The 23,952-nt window shown below is 72.0% G+C and carries 21 protein-coding genes and 1 pseudogene; 10 read left to right on the plus strand and 12 right to left on the minus strand.

All coding sequences use genetic code 11. From position 1 onward, the window contains the following. Nucleotides 1-25: 25 nt before the first annotated feature. The 7 genes from AB0B57_RS20495 to AB0B57_RS20525 all read right to left on the minus strand — a co-directional run bounded on the left by AB0B57_RS20495 (nt 26) and on the right by AB0B57_RS20525 (nt 8,521). Nucleotides 26-1,237 (minus strand): HAMP domain-containing sensor histidine kinase, encoded by a 1,212-nt coding sequence (locus tag AB0B57_RS20495; protein ID WP_357071813.1) that lies wholly within the window; start codon nt 1,235-1,237, stop codon nt 26-28. After that, complete coding sequence (locus tag AB0B57_RS20500; protein WP_357071816.1) at nt 1,234-1,890, minus strand: response regulator transcription factor; 657 nt, start codon at nt 1,888-1,890, stop codon at nt 1,234-1,236. The genes AB0B57_RS20495 and AB0B57_RS20500 overlap by 4 nt, the downstream gene beginning before the upstream one ends. Before the next feature lie 64 nt (nt 1,891-1,954). Beyond that, nucleotides 1,955-3,214 (minus strand): cation:proton antiporter, encoded by a 1,260-nt coding sequence (locus AB0B57_RS20505; RefSeq protein ID WP_357071819.1) that lies wholly within the window; start codon nt 3,212-3,214, stop codon nt 1,955-1,957. Further along, nucleotides 3,211-4,455, minus strand: coding sequence for a cytochrome P450 (locus AB0B57_RS20510; RefSeq protein WP_357071822.1), 1,245 nt, complete (start codon nt 4,453-4,455; stop codon nt 3,211-3,213). The genes AB0B57_RS20505 and AB0B57_RS20510 overlap by 4 nt, the downstream gene beginning before the upstream one ends. A 5-nt stretch (nt 4,456-4,460) precedes the next feature. Next, on the minus strand, nt 4,461-5,450 hold the full coding sequence (locus AB0B57_RS20515; RefSeq protein ID WP_357071825.1) for an alpha-hydroxy acid oxidase: 990 nt from the start codon (nt 5,448-5,450) through the stop codon (nt 4,461-4,463). A gap of 1 nt (nt 5,451) precedes the next feature. After that, nucleotides 5,452-7,017, minus strand: a complete 1,566-nt coding sequence (locus AB0B57_RS20520) for an NAD(P)-binding domain-containing protein (RefSeq protein WP_357071828.1) — start codon at nt 7,015-7,017, stop codon at nt 5,452-5,454. Further along, nucleotides 7,007-8,521 (minus strand): aromatic amino acid ammonia-lyase, encoded by a 1,515-nt coding sequence (locus AB0B57_RS20525; RefSeq protein WP_357071831.1) that lies wholly within the window; start codon nt 8,519-8,521, stop codon nt 7,007-7,009. The genes AB0B57_RS20520 and AB0B57_RS20525 overlap by 11 nt, the downstream gene beginning before the upstream one ends. Before the next feature lie 63 nt (nt 8,522-8,584). On the opposite strand from AB0B57_RS20525, the gene AB0B57_RS20530 reads away from it, so the two are divergent. Continuing rightward, on the plus strand, nt 8,585-10,123 hold the full coding sequence (locus tag AB0B57_RS20530) for an NAD(P)-binding domain-containing protein (RefSeq protein ID WP_357071834.1): 1,539 nt from the start codon (nt 8,585-8,587) through the stop codon (nt 10,121-10,123). Then, nucleotides 10,113-11,504 (plus strand): fatty acid--CoA ligase family protein, encoded by a 1,392-nt coding sequence (locus tag AB0B57_RS20535; protein WP_357071837.1) that lies wholly within the window; start codon nt 10,113-10,115, stop codon nt 11,502-11,504. The genes AB0B57_RS20530 and AB0B57_RS20535 overlap by 11 nt, the downstream gene beginning before the upstream one ends. 79 nt (nt 11,505-11,583) lie before the next feature. Here AB0B57_RS20535 and AB0B57_RS20540 read toward each other — a convergent pair whose 3' ends face one another. Further along, a complete protein-coding gene (locus AB0B57_RS20540) occupies nt 11,584-11,706 on the minus strand; it encodes a 50S ribosomal protein L36 (RefSeq protein ID WP_357071839.1) in 123 nt (40 codons plus the stop codon). Between the two features lie 169 nt (nt 11,707-11,875). Between AB0B57_RS20540 and AB0B57_RS20545 the strand changes: the two are divergent. Next, nucleotides 11,876-12,445, plus strand: a pseudogene (locus AB0B57_RS20545) (lytic polysaccharide monooxygenase); the annotation flags it as partial. A 179-nt stretch (nt 12,446-12,624) separates the two neighbouring features. Here the strand turns inward: AB0B57_RS20545 and mgrA are convergent. After that, entirely contained in the window at nt 12,625-13,620 is a 996-nt protein-coding gene (mgrA, locus tag AB0B57_RS20550) for an L-glyceraldehyde 3-phosphate reductase (RefSeq protein ID WP_357071842.1), read from the minus strand. 115 nt (nt 13,621-13,735) lie between these two features. Between mgrA and AB0B57_RS20555 the strand changes: the two genes are divergently transcribed. From AB0B57_RS20555 to AB0B57_RS20580, 6 genes are read left to right on the plus strand one after another with little or no spacing between them, the layout of a single operon-like run. Further along, entirely contained in the window at nt 13,736-14,233 is a 498-nt protein-coding gene (locus tag AB0B57_RS20555; protein WP_357071845.1) for a hemerythrin domain-containing protein, read from the plus strand. 55 nt (nt 14,234-14,288) lie between these two features. Continuing rightward, nucleotides 14,289-15,533 (plus strand): histidine kinase, encoded by a 1,245-nt coding sequence (locus tag AB0B57_RS20560; RefSeq protein ID WP_357071848.1) that lies wholly within the window; start codon nt 14,289-14,291, stop codon nt 15,531-15,533. Further along, the gene (locus tag AB0B57_RS20565) at nt 15,530-16,180 is read left to right on the plus strand and encodes a response regulator transcription factor (protein WP_357071851.1); all 651 of its coding nucleotides are present in this window, start codon (nt 15,530-15,532) and stop codon (nt 16,178-16,180) included. Before AB0B57_RS20560 ends, AB0B57_RS20565 begins: the two co-directional genes overlap by 4 nt. 48 nt (nt 16,181-16,228) lie before the next feature. Beyond that, a complete protein-coding gene (locus tag AB0B57_RS20570; RefSeq protein ID WP_357071854.1) occupies nt 16,229-17,689 on the plus strand; it encodes a sigma 54-interacting transcriptional regulator in 1,461 nt (486 codons plus the stop codon). Between the two features lie 2 nt (nt 17,690-17,691). Further along, nucleotides 17,692-19,644 carry a VWA domain-containing protein gene (locus AB0B57_RS20575; RefSeq protein WP_357071857.1) on the plus strand — a complete coding sequence of 651 codons (1,953 nt, stop codon included), beginning with the start codon at nt 17,692-17,694 and terminating at the stop codon, nt 19,642-19,644. Nucleotides 19,645-19,672: 28 nt separating this feature from the next. Further along, the gene (locus AB0B57_RS20580) at nt 19,673-20,137 is read left to right on the plus strand and encodes a hypothetical protein (RefSeq protein ID WP_357071860.1); all 465 of its coding nucleotides are present in this window, start codon (nt 19,673-19,675) and stop codon (nt 20,135-20,137) included. 162 nt (nt 20,138-20,299) lie between these two features. Here AB0B57_RS20580 and AB0B57_RS20585 read toward each other — a convergent pair whose 3' ends face one another. Beyond that, nucleotides 20,300-21,307, minus strand: coding sequence for a DJ-1/PfpI family protein (locus AB0B57_RS20585; protein WP_357071863.1), 1,008 nt, complete (start codon nt 21,305-21,307; stop codon nt 20,300-20,302). Nucleotides 21,308-21,359: 52 nt separating this feature from the next. On the opposite strand from AB0B57_RS20585, the gene AB0B57_RS20590 reads away from it, so the two are divergent. Next, a complete protein-coding gene (locus AB0B57_RS20590) occupies nt 21,360-22,664 on the plus strand; it encodes an MFS transporter (RefSeq protein WP_357071866.1) in 1,305 nt (434 codons plus the stop codon). A 19-nt stretch (nt 22,665-22,683) separates the two neighbouring features. On the opposite strand, the gene AB0B57_RS20595 is transcribed toward AB0B57_RS20590, so the two are convergent. Next, a complete protein-coding gene (locus tag AB0B57_RS20595; protein ID WP_357071870.1) occupies nt 22,684-23,394 on the minus strand; it encodes an RICIN domain-containing protein in 711 nt (236 codons plus the stop codon). A gap of 79 nt (nt 23,395-23,473) precedes the next feature. Further along, nucleotides 23,474-23,944, minus strand: coding sequence for a YbaK/EbsC family protein (locus tag AB0B57_RS20600; RefSeq protein ID WP_357071873.1), 471 nt, complete (start codon nt 23,942-23,944; stop codon nt 23,474-23,476). Between the last annotated feature and the right edge of the window lie 8 nt (nt 23,945-23,952).

The raw sequence follows: 23,952 nt of genomic DNA on the forward strand, positions 1-23,952 counted from the left end.
CGGACGGGGTCGGCCGTGCGGGGAGTCAGCCCGTAACGGCCCGTGGCGGAATCGTCGGTAGCCGGACGGTGAAGGTCGCTCCGGCGCCGGGCCGGCTGTCGGTGGAGATCGTCCCGCCGTGGCTGGTCACCACCTCGCGTAGGAGAGCCAGGCCCAGACCGAAGCGCCGGTCCTGGGCCCCGGCGCCGCGGTGGAAGCGGTCGAAGAGGTGTTCGGCGTCGGCGGGGTCGAAGCCGGCTCCGCTGTCTTTGACGACCAGGTCCGCGCCGCGGCGGGAGGTGCGCAGGGCGACGTCGATGTGGCCGCCGGTCGGGGTGTGGGTGAGGGCGTTGGCGAGCAGTTCGCCGACCATGCGGCGCAGGGCCGAGGCGATGCCGGGGACGAGGACCGGAGTTTCCGGGACCGAGAGGTGCAGCTGGACGCCCTGCTCGGCGGCGCGGTCGGCCTCGCAGTCGACGGCCTGGGCGGCGAGGAGGGCCAGGTTGACGGGCTCGGAGGGGTGCCGGTCAGCGGGGGTGGCGGCGAGGCGGGCGGAGAGCAGGAGTTCGTCGACGATCTCGCCGAGGCGGCGGGTGGTCTCGATCAGACGGTCGTAGTCGGCGCGGTTGGCGCCGGCGCGCCGGGCCAGGATCTGGGCGCGGGTGTGGACCTGTGCGATGGGGGTGCGCAACTCGTGGCTGGCGTCGGCGACGAAGCGGCGCTGCCGGCCGAGCGCCTCGGCGAGCGGCGCCACGGCTCGGCGACCCACGACGATGCCCGTGAAAACCGCCGCGGCGAGGCCAACCACCGCCGCGAGGAGGAACGCGGCGAGCAGGTGACGCCGGTCGGAGAGCTGGAAGCGCGCGTCGAACACCGCTTGCACGACACCCGTGCCACGGCGCTGGGTGCGGACGTAGTAGGTCGTGCCGTTGCGGTCGACCTTGTCGCTGCGGACCTGGTGGTCGAGGGCCACCGCGTCGATGGCGGACTGCAGCGGGAAGCCCGGCGGGGGCGGGTTCCGGCCCGAGTCGGTGCGGTTGCCGTCGTACAGGATGATCCAGCTGCAGCCCGGTGGCCCGGCGATGGTGCCGTGGACCGCGCCGTAGTTGAGTTCTCGTTCGATCTGTTCGTGCTGGTAGCGCAGCAGTGCCGCGTAGGAGATGGCGGCGCCCAGGGCGAGCAGCGCCGTCATGGTGAGTCCGACGAGCAGACTGACCCGCGCCCTGGTCCGGCGCAGCATGGTGTCCTCGAAGCTCACAGGGTGCCCAGCCGGTAGCCGAGGCCGTGCACGGTCCGGATCACCGAGCGGCCGAGCTTGCGGCGTAGGTAGTAGACGTACGTGTCGACCAGGGACGCCGCGCCCGCCTCGTCGAAGACCCGGCTGCGCAGCTCGGAGCGGGAGTGGACGGTGTACGGCCGGGCCGCGAGGACCCGCAGCAGCTCGAACTCGCGTGCGGACAGGGCGATCCGGGTGCCGTCGGGCAGGACGGCGTCGCGCACGGAGAGGTCGAGCTGGCCCGACCCGAGCCGCAGCACCTCGGTGGACTCGGTGGTCCGGCGACAGAGGGCCCGGATGCGGGCGCTCAACTCGTCCAGGTCGAAGGGCTTCGTCAGGTAGTCATCGGCGCCCGCGTCGAGGCCGGCGACCCGGTCCTCGACGGTGCCGAGCGCGGTCAGCAGCAGTGCCCGGGCGACCACCGCCCGAGCGCGCAGCCGGACGACCAGGTCCAGCCCGTCGAGGGCGGGTAGGCGTCGGTCGATCACCATGACGTCGTACGGCCGGGTGAGCCCCAGGTGCAGGCCGCGCTGGCCGTCGGGGGCCTGGTCGACGACGTATCCCTCGCCGGTCAGTGTCTCCGCCACCATGCCGCGTAGTTCCGAGTCGTCCTCGACGAGCAGGAGTCGAGTCATACAGCGATGGTGACAGATTGATAAGTGTCATTGTCTGTGAAACTTGTCTCCTCAAACAAACAAGTTAGGGGGTTCCGGCGGGCACGAGCGACGGTGTAGGAGCGGGCACGCGTGCCTCGCGCCGTTCGATCCAGGTGAGCAGCGGCGTCGTCATGAGAGTCGTGACGAGCGCGACCACCACCAGCACCGTGAACAGCGACGGGTTCACGATGCCCGCTTCCAGTCCCACGTTCAGGGCGATCAGCTGCATCAGGCCCCGGGCGTTCATGAGGGCGCCGACGCGCAGCGCGACGCCGTTCGGCTCGCCGCGCATCCGGGCCGCGGCCCAGCAGGCGCCGAACTTGCCGACGATAGCCACGCTCACGCACGCCACGGCGAAGCCCAGTACGGCGAGGTTGCCCAGCAGTGCGAACTCGGTGCGCAGCCCGGAGAAGGTGAAGAACAGCGGCAGGAACACCGTCGCGGCGATCGGCGTCAACGTGTCGACCACCTTGTCGGTCTGCTCCGAGCGCGGCATCACCACGCCGACCGCGAAGGCGCCGAAGACGGCGTAGAGCCCGATCTCGTCGGTGTACCAGGCGACCAGGAAGAGCAGCGCCACCGTGCCGAGCAACCGGGCGCGGTCACTCGGGAGCCCCATGACGAAGCCGGTCACCCGCCGCCCACCCAGCCACAGCACCACTCCGAACAGCACCGCGCCACCGGCGGTGACCAGGGCCGGGCCGGCGGCACCCGAGGCGAACGCCAGCACCGCGGCCAGCATGATCCACGCGACCATGTCGTCGATCGCGCCGCTGGCCAGGGCGAGCAACCCGTGGCGGGTGCCGGTCTGGCCGCGCTCGGTGATGATCCGGGCGAGCATGGGGAAGGCCGTGATCGCCAGCGCCACGCCGACGAACGCCGCGGACACACCGAGCGACACGCCGTCCGCGCGGATCGGGACGAAGCCCGCCATGCCCACGACCAACAGGACCCCCAGCACCAGCGGAGCGGTGACACCCGCGAGGGACACCGCTCCCGCGGTGCCCGCGAGCCCGGTCACCCGGTGGGAGGTGAAGGCGTACCCGGCCTGGAACATGAACAGCACCAGGCCGACCTGGCCGACCACGTACAGGATCGGCAGCAGCGGCGTGGGGAAGAGCGCGGCCTGCGCGCCCGGCCAGAACAGGCCGAGCAGCGACGGGCCGAGCAGCACCCCGGCGAGCATCTCGCTCACGACGGGAGGCTGGCCCACCTTGCCCAGGAGCCAGGAGACCAGCTTGCAGAAGAGCAGAATGACCGCTACCGCGATGAAGAACCGCGGGGCGAGTTCGGTGGGGGTCATGCGCTGGCCTCCTCGAAGAATCGGGTGCACAACTTCTGTCGTCGGGCGTCGACGACCATCCAGGTACCGCAGACCAACTGCTTGACCGAGCGCCCCACGTCGAAGATCCGGTCGCGCTGCCGCATGAGGGCGAGCCGGTTGCGGCCGGGACCGGGAAGACCCCGGGGCGTCAGGTACGCGGGCCCCCGACTCGGCAGCGAGCGGGTGTGCGCTACCGACGAGCTGATCGAGAAGCGCCGCAGCACCTCCCGGGTCGCCGCGCGTAGCTGGACGGGGGCCGAGCCGCGCGCCGGACAGGCCCGGTTGGCAGTCACGCCGTACGGAATGAAGTGGGCGTCCTGCCGGCGCAACGACAGCCAGCGGTCCGGGTCGAACTCGTCGTCCGCGGCCGGACCGGTGCGCTGGTAGGCCCGATAGTTGAAGAGCAGGACGGACCCGGTGGGGAGGACGTGCTCGCCCACGGTGATGGGTCCGGAGGTGATCCGGTGCGCGATGCCGAAGAGCGGGTAGACCCGGAGCGTTTCGTCGATGATCCGGTCGAGCGATTCGTCCGAGGTGTCCGTGCCGGACCCGCAGCACAGCAGGATGTGCGCCATGGCCTCCGACATCTGCACCACTGCCGTGTTGAAGAACGCGCCCTGCAGGTACCAGGCGGTCTCCAGGGCGGTGAAGGGCGGCGGCAGCACCACCGGGCACGTTCCCGCGACGATCCGGTCCAGCAGGTAGCGGGTCAGACGAACCCGCCGGGACATGTGCCGCAGACCCATCCCCTTCAGGGCGGTCACCACGTCGTCCGCGTTCGCCACGATGAGATCGCGGACGTCGCGCGGGCAGGACGCGCCGAACACCAGCTCGTACGAGACCTCGGCCCAGACCGGCATCATCAGGTCACGTAGTCGCACGTGGCTGATCCGGTCGGCCGGGAGCGCGTCGAGGATCCGCCGGGTCGCGGCCGTCGCCAGCTCGTCGGAGCGCGCGTGCCCGCTGGCGAGCACCTGTCGGGTCGTCCGGGCGACCGTCCGGTACCGCTCGCCGGGCTCAAGATGTTCCTGGTGCATCTGCGGACCGGGCGCGAGCCAGTACCAGAAGAGGTCGGACAGGCCGGCCCCGCGGCTGCGCCCGTCGGCGGCCGGATCGCCGTACACCCGCTCGAAGTCCTCCGGCCCCACCAGCGGCCCGGGGACGGGAACGCCCTCCGTCCCGTTGACCCGCTCGAAGATCCACTCTCGGAGGTCGACCACCGCCTTCACCGGATCGCCACCTGGTCGGGCGTCAGGTCGGCCGGCCGCCGCGCTCCGGCCAGGGCGAGGGCCTGATCCAGCTCGGTGGTGAGTCGATCGAGAACCTCCCGTACGCCCACCGCCCCGCCCGCCGCGAGCGCCCGCACCACCGGACGCCCCACCAGCACCGCCCCGGCCCCGAGCGCCAGCGCGATCACCACGTCAGTGCCGCAGCGCACACCCCCGTCGAGCAGCACCGGGATCTGGCCACCCACGGCTGCCACGACCGCGGGCAGCGCGTCGAGCGTGGGAATCGTCCCGTCGAGCTGTCGTCCACCGTGGTTGGACACGATCACACCGGCGGCGCCGTGCTCGACCGCGAGGCGGGCATCGGCGGGATGCAGGACGCCCTTGAGCAGGATCGGTAGTCCCGTGACGCCGCGCAGCCACGCGATCCGATCCCAGCCCGCCGTCGCGTCCATCGCGATCGGGCGCACCCGGCCGGTCGCGTCGCGCATGTTCGCGCAGGCGTAGCCGGGCGGCAGGTCCGTGAAGCCGTTGCGCAGGTCACGCTCGCGCCGTCCGAACACCGGGGAGTCCACGGTCACCACGAGCGCCCGGCAGCCGGCCGACTCGGCGCGCTTGACCACGTACTCGGTGAAGTCGAGGTCGGGTTGCGGGTACAGCTGGAACCACAGCGCTCCGCCCACCGCCGCGATCTCCTCGACCGGCTGGGTGGCGGCCATGCTGACCACCATCGCCGTGCCGGCCGCCGCGGCCCCCCGCGCGGTGGCCGCCTCGCCGTCCGGGTGCGCGAGCCGATGAAAGGCCGTCGGAGCGACCAGGACCGGCGCGGCAAGCGACGTGCCGGCCACGGTGACCCGCAGGTCCCGCTCGCCGGTCGCCCGCAGCACCCGGGGCACGATCCACCGTCGCTCGAAGGCCCGCTCGTTGGCGGCCAGGGTGCGTTCCCGCCCGGCCCCGCCCTCGAAGAAGTCCTGGTGAACCGGGTCCATGTCAGCCCCCGGCGCCGGCGAGGCAGCGACTCATGAACTCGCGCAGCGGCCGGACGTGGACGTCGGGCCGGTCCCACTGGTTCTCCAGGTTCTCGGCGAGGTGGTGCGTGCTGACCAGTTGACCCTCGCGGTGGTAACGCACGACCGGGTGCAGGTACGCCGCGTCGTGCGCCTGCCCCACGACGTCCTGGGCCACCCGGGCCACGGTGATGTCGAACGGGTCGACCTGGTCGTGGTCGGGGCCGTACTCCAGCGTGATCACGAACGCCTGGTCGTGGTCGTGCTCGGCGGTGCGCAGGCCGGTCGACCGGAAGTAGTCCACCGGCACCTCCTCGTGGTAGCGGGCCTCCGGTCCGGCGATGGTGAGCACGTCGGCGAGGAACCCGAACTGCTGCCACAGGGCCGAGGTGCGGTTGATCCGCTCGATCACGGCCGCGGTCATGGCCGCCGGATCGGCGGCGAGCGTGTCGGACGGCCAGGCCGTGGCGTCGTACCGGCGGGAGAGGATCCGGTGCAGTGCGCGTACGGCGTAGCGGAAGCCGTGCACGAAACCGCTCGTGGACTTCTTGAAGTCGCGTGCCTGGGAGATCGTTCCGGCGAAGAACAGCCCCGGAACGTTCACCGACTCCCATGCCTCGGTCTGCGCCGGGAAACGGTCGGAGATGGTGAGCTGCGGCCGGGCCGAGGAGTCGAAGATCGAGTCGTCGAAACGGAATCCGGTACACGCCAGCACCCGGTCGTACCGCAGTTCCTTCACGACCTCGTTCGCCCGCGAGAAGCTGAACGCGACCTTGTAACCCGTGCCGTCGCGTTCGATGCTCTGGACCGTGCCGTCGAGGATCGCGTTTGCCGACTTGAGCTGATAGGTGTCCAGGAAGTTGTTGTTCACCGCGCGCAGGTGCCCGACGTAGTGGGTGCGCCACGCCATCCGGACGGAGCTGGGCCCCGCGAGGTGGATCAGCGTCGTGGTCTCCATGAGGTTCTCGGCGGTCTCGAAGGCGGAGTTGCCCTTGCCGATGATCAGCACCCGCTGGTCGAGGTAGTCCCGTGGCTCGACGCTCATCACGTCGTACCCCTCGGCCAGGTCGAATCCTGGAATGTCCGGCTGGTAGGTCTTCGACACGCCGGTGGCGACGATCACCGCGCGGGCCTCCCAGCGCCGGTCACCTGCCTCGACCGTGAACACGTCGTCGTGCTTGGACACCCGGGTCACCCGGGTGCCGTAACTGACCTTGACGCCGGTCTTCGCCGCGAAGTCCGCGAGGTACCGCACCATCACGTCGGCATCGGGGAAGTACCGCTCGGTGTACTGCGTGAACAGCAGCGCCGGGTCGTCGGTGAGCAGGGAGTTCCAGTCGAGTCGCAGATTCAGCTCGGGATCGTCCGTGCCCGTGTGCGGTTTGTTGATCGAGATGAGTTGGCGGTGCCGCGGATAGGTGGCGAAGAACGCCCCCGGCCCGTCGGCGCCCTCCACCACCAGATAGTCACGCTTGCCCTCGGCCTCGAGCAGGGCGGCGAGTTGAAGACCGGCCGGACCGGCCCCGATGATCAGGTAATCAAGCGTCACGGCGCTCACCGTACGAGTGGGAAATCAGAGAGATTTCAAGCTCTTCCAGAATGTCGGCCGCTCTTCGCACGTCGGTGTCGAGCGGCCGGTCCGGGTCGATCGGTGCGATCTCCTCCAGGGCCCGCAGGGTGCGGTCACAGCCCGCCGCCGTGGGCCGGCGCGCCCCGACGTGCACCGCCTGGCGCAGCCCGAGCCCGAGCGAACCGGTGATCAGGCGCAGCAGTTCCGCCTGGTCCAGGGCGCGGAGCGCGGCCTGCGTGCCGAGCGGGATCACGTCCTGGTTGTGCAGGTTGGTGGGGAGGCTCTGCAGGCTTGCCGGCACGGAGTCGCGCCTGATCTCGGCGATGAGCGCGGTCGACGCGAGCTGGACACCCTGCAACCCGTGCTGCTGACCGGGTCCGGCCGCGAGCATCGGCGGCAGTCCGCCGTTGCGCCCGGGATCCACGAGCAGGTCGAGTTGGCGTTCGGCGAGGTTGCCGACCTGGGCGATCACCATGGTCAGGACGTCGGCGGCGAACGCGGCGGGTTGGCCGAAGAAGTTGCCGCCGTGCACGACCTTGTCGTCGGCCGGGAAGAACAGCGGGTTGTCGCTCACCCCGCCGAGGTCCGCCGCCACGACGCCGTCGACATAACGCAGGGCGTCCTCGGCCGCTCCGAGCAACTGCGGCGCGCAGCGGATGCTGTAGGGCTCCTGCAACGGTCTGGTGCCGGACTCTCGCAGGCCGGCGGAGGCCGCCCGCATCGCGGCGCCGACCTCGATGGCGCCCGGGTGACCGTAGGCGGCGAGGAGGGCCGGATCGAGGAACTGTGGATCGCAGCCGAGCAGGTCGGCGAGCAGGCAGGTGAGCGTCTGCACCACGCGGTGCGAGGTGCGGACCCGGCCCAGGGCGAGGGCCAGCGCCGCCGTGGTGAGCGACGTGCCGTTGACAAGCGCGAGTGCGTCCCGGCCGTCGAGCGGCAGCGGCTCCAGGCCGGCCTTCGTCAGGGCTTCCGCGGCGGGCATCCGGACGCCGTCCAGGTAGGCGTGCCCGCGACCGCGCAGCGCCTGGGCGGCGGCACCGAGCGGGATCAGGTCACCACTGGCTCCCACCGAGCCGAATCGGGGCATCGCCGGCGTGAACGTCGTGCCGAGCATGGCCGCGAGCGCGTCGATCACGTGCGGCGAGACCCCCGACGCGCCCTGGGCCAGGGACCAGGCGCGCACCAGCAGCGTCGCGCGTACGACATCCGGGGCGAGGTCCGGGCCCTGGCCCGCCCCGAGGTGGGCGAGGGTGTTGTCGGCCTGGTCGCGCTGGTCGGCTCGGCCCGCGTAGCCGACCAGCGCCCCGAAGCCGGTGGTGGCACCGTAGATTGCCCGGTCGTCGCCGAGTGCCTTGCCGAGGAACGTGCGGCCGGTCGTCACGCGGGCCCGCACCTCGTCGCCGAGCACGACCGTGACCGGGCCTGCCGCGACGCGCAGGTCGGCGAGGCGCAGCGGCGCTGCCAAATCCACCTTAATCGTCATGGGAGCGGATGCTAGAGGCAATTTCTCAGAGCGCTCTGAAATTGCCTCAGTAAATTGCGGCGCATGACGCACGATTGCCTGATCATTGGAGCCGGGCCGGCCGGCCTGCAGCTCGCGGCCCTGCTCGAGCGCGACGGTCACGACTACGTGGTGCTGGAGGGCGGCCCGCGGGCGGGCACATTCTTCGAGACCTATCCACGGCACCGCAAGCTGATCTCGATCAACAAGGTGTGGACCGGGTCGACCGATCCGGAGTTCAATCTACGGTCGGACTGGAACTCCTTGCTGACCGACGATCCGGGGATGCTCTTCAAGTACTACAGCACGCGCTACTTCCCCGCCGCGGAGGATCTCGTGCGTTATCTCGCCGACTTCGCGCGGGGTTTGAACGTCGTCTACGACACCCGGGTGACCTCGGTGTCGAAGACCGACGACGTGTTCACCGTGCGGGCCGGCGACCGCAGTTGGACGGCACGCAGAGTCGTCGTCGCCACCGGCGTCTCCCAGCTCTACCAGCCGCCGATCGAGGGCGCGGACCTGGCCGAGCGCTACGACACCGTCAGTGTCGACCCCGCCGATTTCGTCAACCAGCGCGTGTTGATCATCGGTAAGGGAAACTCGGCCTTCGAGACCGCGGACGCGCTCGTCGAGACCGCCGCCACGATTCACGTCGCCGGGCCGCACTCGATCAGGCTGGCCTGGCAGACCCATTACGTCGGGCACCTGCGCGCGGTGAACAACAACTTCCTGGACACTTATCAGCTGAAGTCCCAGAACGCCGTACTCGATGGCACGGTGGAGCAGATCAGCCAGCGGGAGGGCGGCGGATTCCGGGTGCTTTTCCGGTACGCCCGGACGGTCGAGAATCTGCGCGAACTGGAGTACGACCGGGTCATCCTCTGCACCGGATTCCGCTTCGACGCGTCCGTCTTCGCCGAGTCCGCCCGACCGGACTTGGTCATCAAGGATCGGTTCCCGGCGCAGACGCCGGCCTTCGAGTCGGTGAACGTCCCCGGTCTCTACTTCGCCGGCACCCTCAGCCAGCAGCGTGATTTCAAGAAGTCCACGAACGGCTTCATCCACGGCTTCCGCTACGCCACCCGCGCCCTGCACCACATCCTCCGCGAGCGGCACCACGGGCAGCCCTGGCCGTCCCGGCAGATCCCCCCGACGCCCGAGGCGATCGCCGATTCGATCATCGCCCGGGTCAACGTGAGCTCCGCGCTGTGGCAGCAGTTCTCGGTGCTCGGCGATGTCGTCACCGTCGAGGACGACACCGCCCGCTACCGCGAGGAGGTGCCGGTCGCCTATCTGCGGGACGCGGAGCCGGACGTGTTCGCGTTCCTGGTCACCCTGGAGTACGGCCCCGACCACGACCAGGTCGACCCGTTCGACATCACCGTGCCGCGCCCGGCCGAGAACGACGCGACCGCCGCGCACGACGCCAGCTATCTCCACCCCGTCGTCCGGGTGCTGCGCGACGGGCAGGTCATCGCCGAGCACCACCTGGCGGAGAACCTGGAAAACCAGTGGGACCTGCCGACCGTGCACCGGCAACCCCTGGAGGTCTTCGTCAAGGGCGTCCTCGCCGATGCCCGCTGACGTCTGGCCGCAGCCCGTCCTCGACCTCCTGGCCGCCGGCGGGGACCGGCCGGTCTTCGAGGACGGGCCGACCGTCACGACCGCTTCGGCGATGGCGGGTCTGATCCGGCGCGTCGCGGCCGGGCTGCGCTCGTCCGGCGCCGGGCCCGGAGTGGGTGTCACTCTCGACCTGCCGGTCACCGCCCCCGCCTTCGCCGCCACGATCGCCGCCTTCACCGTCGGGGCCCGGGTGTCCGGGTGGCGTGCCGACCTGAGCCCGGCACAGCTGTCCGGCTCCCTCGTGGTCGACTCGGCTCGACTGGCCGCGCTCACCGAGCATCCCGACGACGGGCTCCCACTCGTCGCGGCGGGACGGGCCGAGGAGCCCGCGCGGATCATCTGGACCAGCGGCAGCACGGGGACACCGAAGGGTGTGGTGCAGACCTATGCGGCGATGTCGGCGGCCTGGGTTCCGTACCCGGACCGATGGCCGCCGGCCATCGCCGACCTGGCCACCCGGATGCGGCGCTACCTGGTCTTCGGCTCGCTGGCCAGTCAGGTGATGCTGGAGTACGGCATCCTCGCCCTCGCGGCGGGCGGCACCCTCGTCGTGGCGCCCCGGCCGGTCTTCCCGGCTGCCCTCGTCGAACACCGGGCCACCGCGAGCGTGATCACCGTCGGCAAGCTGCACCAGCTGATCCGGGACCAGCGCGCCAACCCGGTGGACCTGCGGCACCTGCGGGCGCTGATGGTCTCCGGCTCGCCACTCGCGCCGGGCCGGCTGGCGGAGGCGCTCGACGTGCTCGGCCCGGTGCTCTTCCACGGCTACGGACAGACCGAAACGTCGATGATCTCCATGGTGACGCCCGCCGAGATGCTGACCGACGCGGCCACGCTCGCCACGGTCGGTCGTCCGGCCGTGGACGTCTCCGTTCGCGGCGGCGAGATCTATGTCCGCACACCCGCGCAGGCATCCTCGTACTGGCAGGACCCGGACGAGTCGGCCGAGGTGTTCGTGGACGGCTGGGTGCGTACCCGTGACCTGGGGGAGTTGGGCGCCGACGGATACCTGCGGCTGCTCGGACGGGCGCGGGACGTGATCATCGTCAACGCGCAGATGGTCCACGCCGGGCCCGTGGAGCGGGCGCTCGCCGCCGACGACGCGGTCGCCGAAGCGTACGTCGTCGGGAGTCCGGACGAGATGACCGGTGAGGCCGTGCACGCCTACGTGGTGCCGGTGGCCGGGAGAACGCCCGATCCGGACGTGTTGCGCAAGCTGGTGGCCGTACGGGTGCACGATCTCGCGGTGCCACGAACCGTCACGGTCATCGACCGCGTCCCACTCGCGCCCAGCGGCAAACCGGACAAGAGTCAACTCCCACCGCCCGATGACGAGGTGTGAGGGGGCGGACATGCCAACCGCCCTGACCGGAGGACCCGGTCAGGGCGGTTGTCGACTGGATGTCCGGTAAGGGCGGGGGTCAGCCCTGGCGGCTCTTCCACTGCGGGTTGGCGCGGTTGACCACGACCACCCGGCCACGACGGCGGACCACCACCGAACCCGGCTTCTGCTTCAGTGCACGCAACGAGGTACGTACCTTCATGTCTGCCTCCTCGGTCTCAGCGGTTCCGAGTATCGAAACGCCGCGCCCACCCCGGGGATTCCCGCGACCTGCGTGGGGGTCACCAACGGCCGACATCGAACCTTTGCCCTCCGCCGGCCGTACCAGTGGGCGGGAGGTCAACCTCATGACCGTACGCCGGCTCCTCGCCATGGTGCTGGTCGCTGCCGCGACCGTGCCGCTGGCCGCCACACCCGCCGCCGCGCACGGCGCTCCGACCGACCCGATCAGCCGGGCCGCGGCCTGCGGACCCGAGGGCCGGTACGCGGCCACCGCCGCCTGCCGGGCCGCTGTCGAAGCGGGCGCCGCCGTCCGGGAGTGGGACAACGTACGGGTCGCCGCGATCAACGGGCGGGACCGGGAGCGGATCCCGGACGGCGAGTTGTGCAGCGGTGGGTTGTCCGCGTACCGGGGGTTGGACCTGCCCCGCACCGACTGGCCGTCCACCGAGCTGAGCGCGGGCGCGAAGTTCACCTTCCGGTATCGGACCACCATCGCGCACCGGGGCACCTTCCGGCTCTACGTCACCACCTCCGGGTACGACCCCACAGCGCCCCTGACCTGGGCGGACCTCGAAGCACGCCCGTTTCTGACGCTCACCGACCCGCCGGTGCGGGCCGGGGCGTACCAGTTGGCGGGGCGGCTGCCGGCGAAGCGCGAGGGTCGACACCTGATCTACACGATCTGGCAGAACTCGAACACCCCGGACACCTACTACTCCTGCTCGGACGTGGTGTTCCGAGGTGCCAAGGTCAAGGCCACCCCGCCGAAGGGCGCCGCGGCCGCGCCGCGTACCACCGCGAGTGGGCCAGCCGCCACCGACCCGGCGGAGGTGGCGGCGGCGGCCGACCCGGGCGTGCCGGTGGCGCCGGATCTGGTGACCCGGGCCGCCCGCGCCGGTCAGCCCAGCAGCCCGTCGATCTCGGCCAACTCCTCGGCGGTGAAGTCGAGGTTGTCCAGCGCGGCGATGTTCGTCTCCAACTGCTCGACGCTGCTCGCCCCGATGATCAGGCTGGTCATCCGTGGGTCGCGCAGCGCCCAGGCGAGGGCGAGCTGAGCCAGGGACTGGCCGCGCCGCTCGGCGACCGCGCCGAGACCCCGGATGGTGGTCATCTTCTCGTCGCTGAGGTCGCTCTCGTTGAGGAAGACACTCGTGCGGACCCGCGAGTCGGCCGGGATGCCACCCAGGTAGCGGTCGGTCAGCAGGCCCTGGGCCAGCGGACTGTACGCGATGCATCCCGCGCCGACCCGCTCCAGCGTGTCGAGCAGGCCGTCGGACTCGGTCCAGCGGTTGAGCATCGAGTACGACGGCTGGTTGATCAGCAACGGCGTACCCAGCTCGCCCAGGATCGCGGCGGCGCGCGCGGTCTGCTCCGAGTCGTAGTTCGAGATGCCGACGTAGAGCGCCTTGCCGGAGCGGACGATCGCGTCCAGCGCGCCCATCGTCTCCTCGAGCGGGGTCTCCGGGTCGAACCGGTGCGAGTAGAAGATGTCGACGTAGTCGAGCCCCATCCGGCCCAGCGACTGGTCCAGCGAGGAGATCAGGTTCTTGCGCGAGCCCCACTCGCCGTACGGGCCGGGCCACATCAGGTAGCCGGCCTTGCTGGAGATGACCAACTCGTCCCGGTACGGCTTCAGGTCGGTGGCGAGCAGCCGACCGAAGTTCTCCTCCGCCGCGCCGGGCGGCGGCCCGTAGTTGTTGGCCAGGTCGAAGTGGGTGACCCCCAGGTCGAAGGCACGCCGGACGATGTCGCGCTGCCTGTCGAACGGGCGGTCCGGGCCGAAGTTGTGCCACAGCCCGAGGGAGACGGCGGGCAGTCGCAGGCCACTGCGTCCGCTGCGCCGATAGGTCATGGTGTCGTAGCGGTCATCCGCGGCGAGGTAGGTCACGATCATGAGCCTAACTCCGGCCCGGGGTGCCCGGGATCAGGCGTGCGAACCAGGACATCGGGGTAGTTTCGACGCCATGCGGTTCGCGCCGCTCCGCCGGCCCGACGGGAAAGTGAGCACAGTGGACGACATCACCGCACTGATCCTGGACGACCACGCCGCCTTCCGGCGCGGCTTCGCCCGCCTCGACGACGCCCGCGACGAGCAGGAGCTGCTCGCCATCTGGGACGCCCTCGCCCTGCACCTGGACATCCACGCCGAGGCGGAGGAGGCGATCCTCTACCCGCACCTGGTCAAGCACGGCGACGACGGCGAGGACGAGACCGCCGACGCGATCGGCGACCACAACAAGATCCGAGACGCCATCGCCGAGGCGAAGCTGCACCCGGTCGGCTCGGATCAGTGGTGGGCGGCGGTCGGCACGGCCCGCCGGGAGAACAGCGAACACCTGGCCGAGGAGGAGGACGAGGCGCTGCCCGACTTCCGCCGGCACGCCAGCACCGACCTCCGCGCCGAGCTGGGCCAACGCTGGCTGACCTTCTACGGCGAGCACAAGAACGGCCGCAACCTTCCGTTCCGCGACAAGGACCCACAGCAGTACGTGGCCGACCACCGCTGAGATCTCCCCGGCGCGGGGGAGTCGCCGCAGCCGATCCCGGCCGCAGAATGACGGGGTGACCCTCCGAGCGGCACTGGCCCCGCTGGTCGCCGGCACCACCTGGCGACGCGGCGTGTTCCTGCTGCTCGGCGGGGTGCTGGCACTGCCGTACGGGGTGCTCGCGGTGACCTTCGCCGAGATGCTCACCGCCTCGGAGATCCCCCGATCCCTGGTGTACGCGCTGCTGGTCGTCGCGGCGCTGATCGCCGTGGTGCCACTGCTGCTGGATGGCAGCCGGGCCCTGGAGATCGCCGCCGTGCGGGCGTTGCTCGGCGTCGACCTGCCCGAGCCGGCACTGGGGCACCGCGGCGACCGGGAGACCCGACTGCGCAGCGCGCTCTGGATCGCCACCCACCTCATCGTCGGCGCGCTGGTGATGCTCGCGCTGTTCAGTGCCCTGCCGATGGCGCTGGCCTTCATCGCCCAGCAGTTCGGCATCGGCACCGAGCTGACCAGCCGGGAACGGTTCGGTCCGCTGGACGGGCGGGACAGCGGCTGGCTGACCCTGACCGGGGTGGCGATGCTCGTCGGCCTCGGCTACGCGGTCGCGGGGCTCGGCGCGCTCGCCGGTCTGATGGCGCCGGTGCTGCTCGGCCCCGCGCAGGCGGAACGGATCGCCGCCCTGGAGGCGCGGGCCACCCGGCTCGCCGAACGCAACCGGCTGGCCCGGGAGCTGCACGATTCGGTCGGTCACGCGCTGACCGTCGCCACCCTCCAGGCCGGCGCGGCACGCCAGGTCCTCGACACCGACCCGGAGTTCGTCCGGCGAGCGCTCACCGCCATCGAAGACGTCGGCCGGACCGCCATGGACGAGCTGGACCACGTGCTCGGGCTGCTCCGGGACGCCGGCGGCGGAACCCGGGCGGTGACGCCGCAGCGCACCCTCGCCGACCTGGACCGGCTGGTCACCGACACCCGGGCCACCGGGCTGACCGTGCACGCGCATCGCGTCGGCGACCCGACACGGCTGCCCCCGGCGGTCTCCCGGGAGGGCTACCGGATCGTCCAGGAAGGACTGACGAACGCCGCCCGGTACGGCCACGGGCCGGTGACGGTGCGGCTGGACCTGCACCCGGGGGCGCTGGAGTTGGAGCTGGTCAACGCCGTACGCCGGCCGGACCGGGCCGAGCTGGGCCGGCCCGGCCGAGGTCTGGACGGGATGCGGGAGCGGGTGCTGCTGCTCGGCGGCCGGATCACCGTGGGGCCGGACGGCGACCGCTGGCTGATCCGGGCCCGCCTGCCGTACGAGGAGACGACATGACGACCGGGGTGCTGATCGTCGACGACGACGAGTTGATCCGCGTCGGGCTGCGCGCCATCATCGACGCCCAACCCGACCTGCGGGTGCTCGCCGAGGCCGCCGACGGTGCCGAGGTGCCCCCGCTTGTCGCCCGGCACCGGCCGGACGTGGTGCTGATGGACGTGCGGATGCCCGGCATCGACGGCATCCAGGCCACCCGGCATCTGTTGGCCACCTCCGCCAACCCGCCCCGGGTGCTGGTGGTCACCACGTTCGCCAACGACGAGTACGTCTACGAGGCGTTGCGCGCCGGAGCCTCCGGTTTCCTGCTCAAACGAGCCCGGCCCGCCGAGGTGGTGGAGGCGGTCCGGGTGGTCGCGGCGGGGGAGTCGCTGCTGTTCCCGGCCGCGATCCGGCAGCTCGTCGGGGCGTACGGGCCGGTCGGCGGCGACCGGCTGCGCGCCGCCCGACTCACCGAACGGGAGGCCGAGGTGCTGCGGTTGATGAGCACCGGCCGGTCCAACCCGGAGATCGCCGCGCACCTGGTGGTCGGGGTGGAGACCGTCAAGACGCACGTCGGCAACGTGCTGGCCAAGCTGGGCGCCCGCGACCGCACCCAGGCGGTCATCGCCGCCTACGAGTCCGGCTTCGTCACCCCGTCCGGCTGATCGGTCCCTCCCCTGATGCCTGGGGCACCCGTGCGAATGTGAGCTAGCGTGGGTCGGGTGACTGCGTCTAACCCGGTAATCCCGGTCCCACCGGCCGACCTGCCCGGCACGCTCGGCGCGCTTCGGGCAGCCGGTCACCAGTACCGCACCGTCAAGCAGGAACTCCGCGACAACCTTCTCGCCCGGATGCGCTCCGGCGAGGCCCGTTTCCCCGGCATCGTCGGCTACGACGACAGCGTGCTGCCCGAGGTCGAGCGGGCCCTGCTCGCCGGGCACGACATGGTGCTGCTCGGCGAACGCGGCCAGGGCAAGACCCGACTGATCCGTGCGCTCGGCGCACTGCTCGACGAGTGGACCCCGGTCATCCCCGGCTCGGTGCTCAACGAGCACCCCCTGCACCCGCTCACCCCCGCGTCCCGCGCCCAGGCCGCCGAGGCCGGCGACGACCTGCCGATCGGCTGGCTGCACCGCTCGATGCGCTACGGCGAGAAGCTCGCCACCCCGGACACCAGCGTCGGCGACCTGATCGGTGACGTCGACCCGATCCGGATCGCCCAGGGCCGCACCCTCGGTGACCCGGAGACCATCCACTTCGGGCTGGTGCCGCGCACCAACCGGGGCATCTTCGCCGTCAACGAGCTGCCCGACCTGGCCGAACGCATCCAGGTTGCCCTGCTCAACGTCCTGGAGGAGCGGGACATCCAGGTCCGCGGCTACCAGCTGCGGCTGCCGCTGGACCTGCTCCTGGTGGCCAGCGCCAACCCGGACGACTACACCAACCGGGGCCGGATCATCACCCCGCTCAAGGACCGGTTCGGCGCGGAGATCCGCACCCACTACCCGCTCGACCTGGAGTTGGAGCTGGCGTTGATCCGGCAGGAGGCCGACCTGGTCGCCGCCGTGCCGGAGCACGTGCTGGAGGTGCTGGCCCGCTTCGCCCGCGCGGTGCGCGAGTCGCCCTCGGTGGACCCGCGCTCCGGTGTCTCCGCCCGGTTCGCCATCGCCGCCGCCGAGACGGTCGCCGGTGCCGCGCTGCGCCGCGCCGGCCTGCTCGCCGGTGCCGGCACCCCGGAGGGCCGCCCCGAGGCCGCGGTGGCCCGGGTCGGCGACGCGGTGTCGGTGACCAGCACGCTGCGCGGCAAGGTGGAGTTCGAGAGCGGCGAGGAGGGGCGGGAGATCGAGATCCTCGCCCACCTGCTGCGTACCGCAACCGCCGAGACGTTCCGCGCCCACCTGGCCGGGCTGGACCTGTCCGGCTTCACCGCGCTCGTCGAGGACGGCGCGGCGATCGAGACCGGTGAGCTGGTCAGCGCCGCCGAGCTGCTGCGGCAGGTCGGCACCGTGCCCGGCCTGGCGAAGGTTCTCGACCGGCTCGACCTGGGCGACGCGCCCAGCCCGGAGGAGGCGGCCGCCGCCGTCGAGTTCGTGCTGGAGGGGCTGCACCTGACCCGCCGGCTCGGCAAGGACGTCACCGACTCGGGGCGCACCGTCTACGGCGGCCGGGGCTGACCATGGCCGGCAACCGGTTCCGGTACGGGCAGTGGAACGGCGGGCCCGACCCGCTGGCACCCCCGTACGACGTGCGTGAGGCGGTGGACGCGGTCGGCGCCGAGGTGCTGGCCGGCGGCAGCCTGCGGGATGCGCTGCGCGACCTGCTGCGCCGTGGCCCGCAGGGGCGGGGCGGGCTGGACGACCTGGCCGCCCGTGCTCGGCGGCTGCGCCGGGAGGCACTGCGGCGCGGCGACCTGGACGGCGCGGTGACCAGGGCTCAGGCACTGCTTGACCAGGCCCTCGCCGCCGAGCGGGACGAGCTGCGTGGTCGCGACGACGACGCCGCGCGGTTCGCCGAGTCGGTGCTGGACAACCTGCCCCGCTCGACCGCGCGGGCGGTGGAGGAGCTGTCCGGCTACGAGTGGGCCAGCGAGGACGCCCGCCGGTCGTACCAGCAGATCCTCGACCAGCTTCGTGACGACGTGCTCGGTCAGCGCTTCGCCGGGCTGCGCGACGCGGTACGCGCGTCCGCCGACCCGGCCGCCCAGCAGCGGCTCGCCGAGATGATGCGCGACCTGAACGACCTGCTGGCCCGGCACGGCCGCGCGGAGGACACCACCGACGCGTTCGCCGAGTTCATGCGCCGCCACGGCGACTTCTTTCCGGAGCAGCCGGCGACCGTCGACGAGCTGATCGACGTGCTGGCCCGCCGTTCGGCGGCCGGTGAGCGGTTGATGAACTCGCTCTCCGAGCGGCAGCGCGCCGAGCTGGCCGGTCTGATGCAGCAGTCGCTCGGCGACCGGCTCGCGGGTGAGCTGTCCGCGCTCGACGCCAACCTGCGGGCGCTGCGCCCCGACCTGCGCTGGGGGCGCGGCGAGCGGGTCCGGGGCGACCAGCCACTGGGCTACGCCGACGCGGCCGGCGCGCTCGGTGAGATCGGCGAGCTGGACGACCTGCTGGACCAGCTCGACCAGGAACATCCGGGGGCGACCCTGGACGACGTCGACGTCGACGCGGTGGCCCGCACGCTGGGGCGGGACGCCGCCGACGACGTCCGCCGACTACGCGATCTGGAACGGGAGCTGCGCCGGCAGGGCTGGGTGAGCCGGGACGCCGAAGGGCTCACGCTGAGCCCTAAGGCGCTGCGCCGGCTCGGCGGGACGGCACTGCGACGGGTCTTCTCCGACCTGACCGCCGGGCCGCGCGGCCAGCACGACCTGCGCTCGGCGGGAGCCGCCGGCGAGGTCAGTGGTGCGTCCAGGCCCTGGGAGTACGGCGACGAGCAGCCACTGGACGTGGTCCGGACGCTGACCCGGGCGGTCAGCCGGGCCGGGCCGACGGTTCCGGTGCAGCTTGAGGTGGACGACTTCGAGGTGGTGGAGACCGAGAAGCGGGCCTCGGCCGCGGTGGTGCTCTGCGTCGACCTGTCGTACTCGATGATTTCCCAGGGTCGTTGGGGGCCGATGAAGCAGACCGCCCTGGCGCTGGCGCACCTGATGGAGACGCGCTTCCCGCAGGACGCTCTACAGATCGTGGGCTTCGGCCGGGAGGCGATGACGCTCACCCAGCAGGAGTTGGCGGCCGTCGAGCCGGACGGGGAACAGGGCACCAACCTCCAGCACGCGTTGCGGCTGGCGGGGCGGCACCTGCGCCGGCACCCGGACGCCGAGCCGGTGGTGTTGGTGGTCACCGACGGGGAGCCCACGGCCCACCTGGACCCGGACGACGGGGAGGCGCTGTTCCACTGGCCACCGCTGCCGGAGACGATCGAGGTGACGGTCCGCGAGGTGGACCGGCTGAGTCGCTACGGTGCCACGCTCAACCTGTTCATGCTCGGCGACGACCCGGGCCTGCGACGCTTCGTCGACGCGGTGGCCCGCCGCAGCCGTGGCCGCATGTTCACCCCGGAAACCGGCGACCTCGGCGAGTACGTGGTGAGCGACTACCTGCGCTCCCGCCAATCCCGCCGCTAACTCCCGGCGGGGCCTGTTGACTGGGGGGATGGAGAACGGGGGATTGCGGCGGGCTTACGGTGCCCTGTTCGCGGAGGTCGACGCAGGCGGGTTCGGTCCGGCTCCGGAGGGGCAGCTCAGCGCCGAGCAGATCGTCGCGCACCTGGTCGCCAACGACGAGCTGATGATTCAGGCCACCGAGGCGCTGCTGGCCGGGTCGCCGTTCGCCTACTACGAGCTGGAGGAGGACGTGCACCGGCCGCAGCTCGACGCGCTGGTCGCCGAGCAGGGTGGTCTGCGCGGCGTGTCGGCGCTGCTGCACGGCACCAGCGACCGCCTGTGCGCCCTGGTCGACCAGCTCGGCCTGGCCGTGGAAACCCCGGTCGAGACGCATCTACGCGAGGGCTTCGACCTCGTCGTCGACGAGCCGCTGCCCTGGTCCCGCACCCTCGACCTGCACGCCCGGGTCCACCTCCCCAAACACCAGTCCCAACTGCACCTGCTCCGGGCCTGAGCAGCGGCGGTCGTGCGCCGGCCGGTCGGTGTGGGGCCGTCCTGGTCCGTTGAGTGTGATGCCTGTGAGTCATCTTGATGACTCACAGGCATCACACTCGCAGTAGCACTGCCCCCCGACCGGAGAAGCCCGGCAAGGCGACAGCTTGTGCACGGTGGCAGGTCAGCCGTTGATCAGCTCGGAGCGGGGGTGGAAGGTGCGGCGGTAGGTCGAGGGCGCCACGCCGATGCGCTGGTGCAGCTGTTGGCGCAGGGCGGCGGTGGTGCCGAAGCCGCTGCGGTGGGCGATCTGGTCCACGGTGAGGTCCGTCGTCTCCAGCAGCAGCCGCGCGTGGTCGGTGCGCTGTTGCAGCAGCCACTGGGCCGGGCTCAGGCCGGTCTCGGACCGGAAGCGCCGGGTGAAGGTCCGCACGCTCATCCGCGCCTGCTCGGCCAGGTCACGTAGGGCGATCGGCTCGTGCAGTCGCTGCCGTGCCCACTCCCGGGCGCCCGCGGTGCTGGTGTCGGTGGCCTTCGGCACCGGTCGCTCGATGTACTGCGCCTGGCCACCGTCCCGCCACGGCGGCATCACGCAGCGGCGGGCCGCCCGGTTGGCCACCTCGCTGCCGTGGTCGAGGCGGATGACGTGCAGGCAGAGGTCGATGCCGGCGGCGACTCCGGCCGAGGTGAACACCCGGTCGTCGACGACGAAGAGCACCCCCGGGTCGAGGTCCACCCGGTCGTACAGGCGACGGAACTGCTCCGTGAACGCCCAGTGGGTGGTCGCCCGCCGTCCGTCGAGCAGACCGGCGGCGGCCAACACGAACGCCCCGGTGCAGATCGACATGATCCGGGCACCCCGCTCGTACGCCGCCCGCAACGCCTCGGCCGCCTCCGGCTCGACGGTGCCCGAGGTCAACGGGCTGCCGGCGTGGATGCCGGGGACGATCACCGTGTCGGCGGTGTCGAGCAACTCCAGACCGTGGTCGGGCAGCACCTGGAACCCGGCGGTGCTGCGGACCGGCCGGCCGCCCGGGGTGCACACCCGGACGTCGTAGAAGTGCGTGTCGTCGGCGGCCCGGGCGGTGCTGAAGACCTGGGACGGGGTGCCCAGGTCCAGGCCGACCACGTGGTCCAGGGCGAGTACGGCGATCCGGTGTGGGCGAGACGTCATGGCCCGATTATTGCGCATGATGGCTTTCCGGCCACTCGTCGCGGTGCGTGGCCCCGCCCAGACTGGTCGGGTGACCAAGAACCGCCTTCTGCATCCCGCCTGGCTGGTCGCCGCCGTCGCCTTCGTGGCGCTGGTCGGCGCGGCCGGCTTCCGCGCCACCCCGTCGGTGCTGCTGCACCCGCTGCACGAGGAGTTCGGCTGGCCGCTGGCCACCATCTCCGCCGCCGTGTCGGTCAACCTGCTGCTCTACGGGCTCACCGCGCCGTTCGCCGCCGCCCTGATGGACCGGTTCGGCATCCGCCGGGTGGTCTCGGTGGCGCTGCTGCTGGTCGCCGCCGGCAGCGGGCTGACCGTCTTCATGAACGCCAGCTGGCAGCTGCTGCTCTGCTGGGGTGTGCTGGTCGGGCTGGGCACCGGCTCGATGGCGCTGGCGTTCGTGGCCACCATCACCGGGCGCTGGTTCGTGCACCGCCGGGGCCTCGTCACCGGAGTGCTGACCGCCGGCGGGGCGGCCGGCCAGCTGGTGTTCCTACCACTGATCGCCATTCTGGTCCGCGACCACGGCTGGCGTACCGCCGCGCTCGTCGTGGCCGGAGCCGCACTGGCGGTCGTACCCCTGGTGGTGTGGTTGCTGCGCGAGCACCCGGCGGATCTCGGCCTGCCCGCCTACGGGGCGACCGAGGTCGTCGCGGCGCCGCCGGCGACCGGCGGCGCGGCGAGCCGGGCGCTGGGCGCGCTGACGACCGCGGCCCGGACCCGGCCGTTCTGGCTGCTGGCCGGCGGGTTCGCGATCTGCGGGGCGACCACCAACGGCCTGGTCGGTACGCACTTCGTGCCGGCCGCGCACGACCACGGCATGCCCCAGACCACGGCGGCCGGGCTGCTCGCACTGGTGGGGCTCTTCGACATCGTCGGGACCATCGCCTCCGGCTGGCTCACCGACCGGGTCGACAGCCGGTTGCTGCTCGGCATGTACTACGCGCTGCGGGGGGCGTCGCTGCTGGTCCTGCCGAGCCTGTTCACCGGCACCGCCGCGCCGAGCATGCTGGTGTTCATCGTCTTCTACGGGTTGGACTGGGTGGCCACCGTGCCGCCGACGGTGGCGCTGTGCCGGGAGTACTTCGGCGGCGCCGGGGCTGTGGTGTTCGGCTGGGTGTTCGCCGCACACCAGTTCGGCGCGGCCCTCGCCGCGACGGGTGCGGGGCTGGTACGGGACCGCCTCGGCGACTACGCGGTGGCCTGGTACGTGGCCGGAGCGCTGTCGATCGGCGCGGCCGGGCTGTCGTTGCTGCTGCGTCGGAGGCCGGGCCGAGCGGTCCCGGAGGCCGTGCTGGCCGCCGCGACCGCACCGAAGGCGTGGCGGTTCCAGGGCTGAGACGGCACGGTTCGGACGGTCAGCCCAGGGTCCACTGCTGGGCTGGCCCGCCGTCGCAGGGTCGCTGCCGGATGTCGTCGCCGGCCGCGATGCCCTCGTCGTCGGCCTGGGCGCACTTGCCGCTGTGCACCGCGACCATCAGCACCGGGCCGGCGCCGGTGGAGTTCAGCCGCCACTGCTGGTTGGCCCCACCGTGGCAGGGAAACTGCATCAGCGGCGCGCCGTCGTCCTGGCTGCCACCCTCGACGTCGAGGCACTGCCCGGACGCGGCATTGGCCACCGTCGACACCTCCGGGCCGACCGGGGTGATCACCCAATCCTGCTCCGGGTCGCCGGTGCAGACCGCCAGGTGGGTCTTCGCCTGCTGGCCTTCGCCGTAGAGCCCCAGGCACAGGCCCGAGTCGGCCTTGAACACCCGGGACCCGGTCAGCGGCTCGGCGGGTGCGCTCGGGCTCGTCTGGGCCGCCGCGTCGGTGGGCGCCGCGGCGGAGGACGAGGCCCCGACCGTCGCCGGCACGCCCGGCTCGTCGTCACCGTCGAGGAGCCCGGTGGCGAAGACCACCCCGAGGACTATGCCGACCAGCCCGACCGCCAGCGCCAACCGCAACAGCGGATCGGCCAGTGGACCGGATCGTGCCGCCCGTCGGCTGCCGCCGTAGACGGTGCCGGTGGGGCTGGGGCGGCGTTCCTCGCCGGTGGGGTCGGGGCGGCGTTCCTCGGGCGCGGACATAGCCGCCATCCTCACCCACGGCCGGCGGCGACGGCCAATCGGTGGGTGGGCCGACGACCCGGACCGGCGCGGACAGCGGTCAGCGGGTGGGCTGCGGGTCGGTGACGTCGGCCACAGTGGCGTCGAGGGCGGTGATCGCGGCGTCGGCGTCGAGCGCGATGGCCAGGCCACGTTCCCCGGCGCCCAGCGTGATCTCCCGGCCGCGCAGTCGCTCGTCGGCGATCACCGGCCAGGCCGTGCTCGCGCCGAACGGGGTGATGGTGCCGCGTTCGTAGCCGGTCGCGGCCAGGGCGCCGGCAGCGTCCGGCATGGAGAGTCGGTGCACCCCGAGCAGGGTGCGCAGCTTGGGCCAGGACACGACCCGGTCGCCGGGGGTGAGGACGAACAGGTGATCATCGGCACTGCGGCGGACCACGATTGTCTTCACCACGTCGGGGATCGCCACTCCCCGGGCCGCGGCGGCCTCCGCGAGACTGCCGACCGCACCATGGCTGACCAGCCGATATGGCAATCCGGCGGCGTTCAGGGCGGTGATCGCGGGCGATGGCATGCCCGCCA

It is taken from the genome of Micromonospora sp. NPDC049101 (genome assembly GCF_040648675.1).
Taxonomy (GTDB): Bacteria; Actinomycetota; Actinomycetes; order Mycobacteriales; family Micromonosporaceae; genus Micromonospora.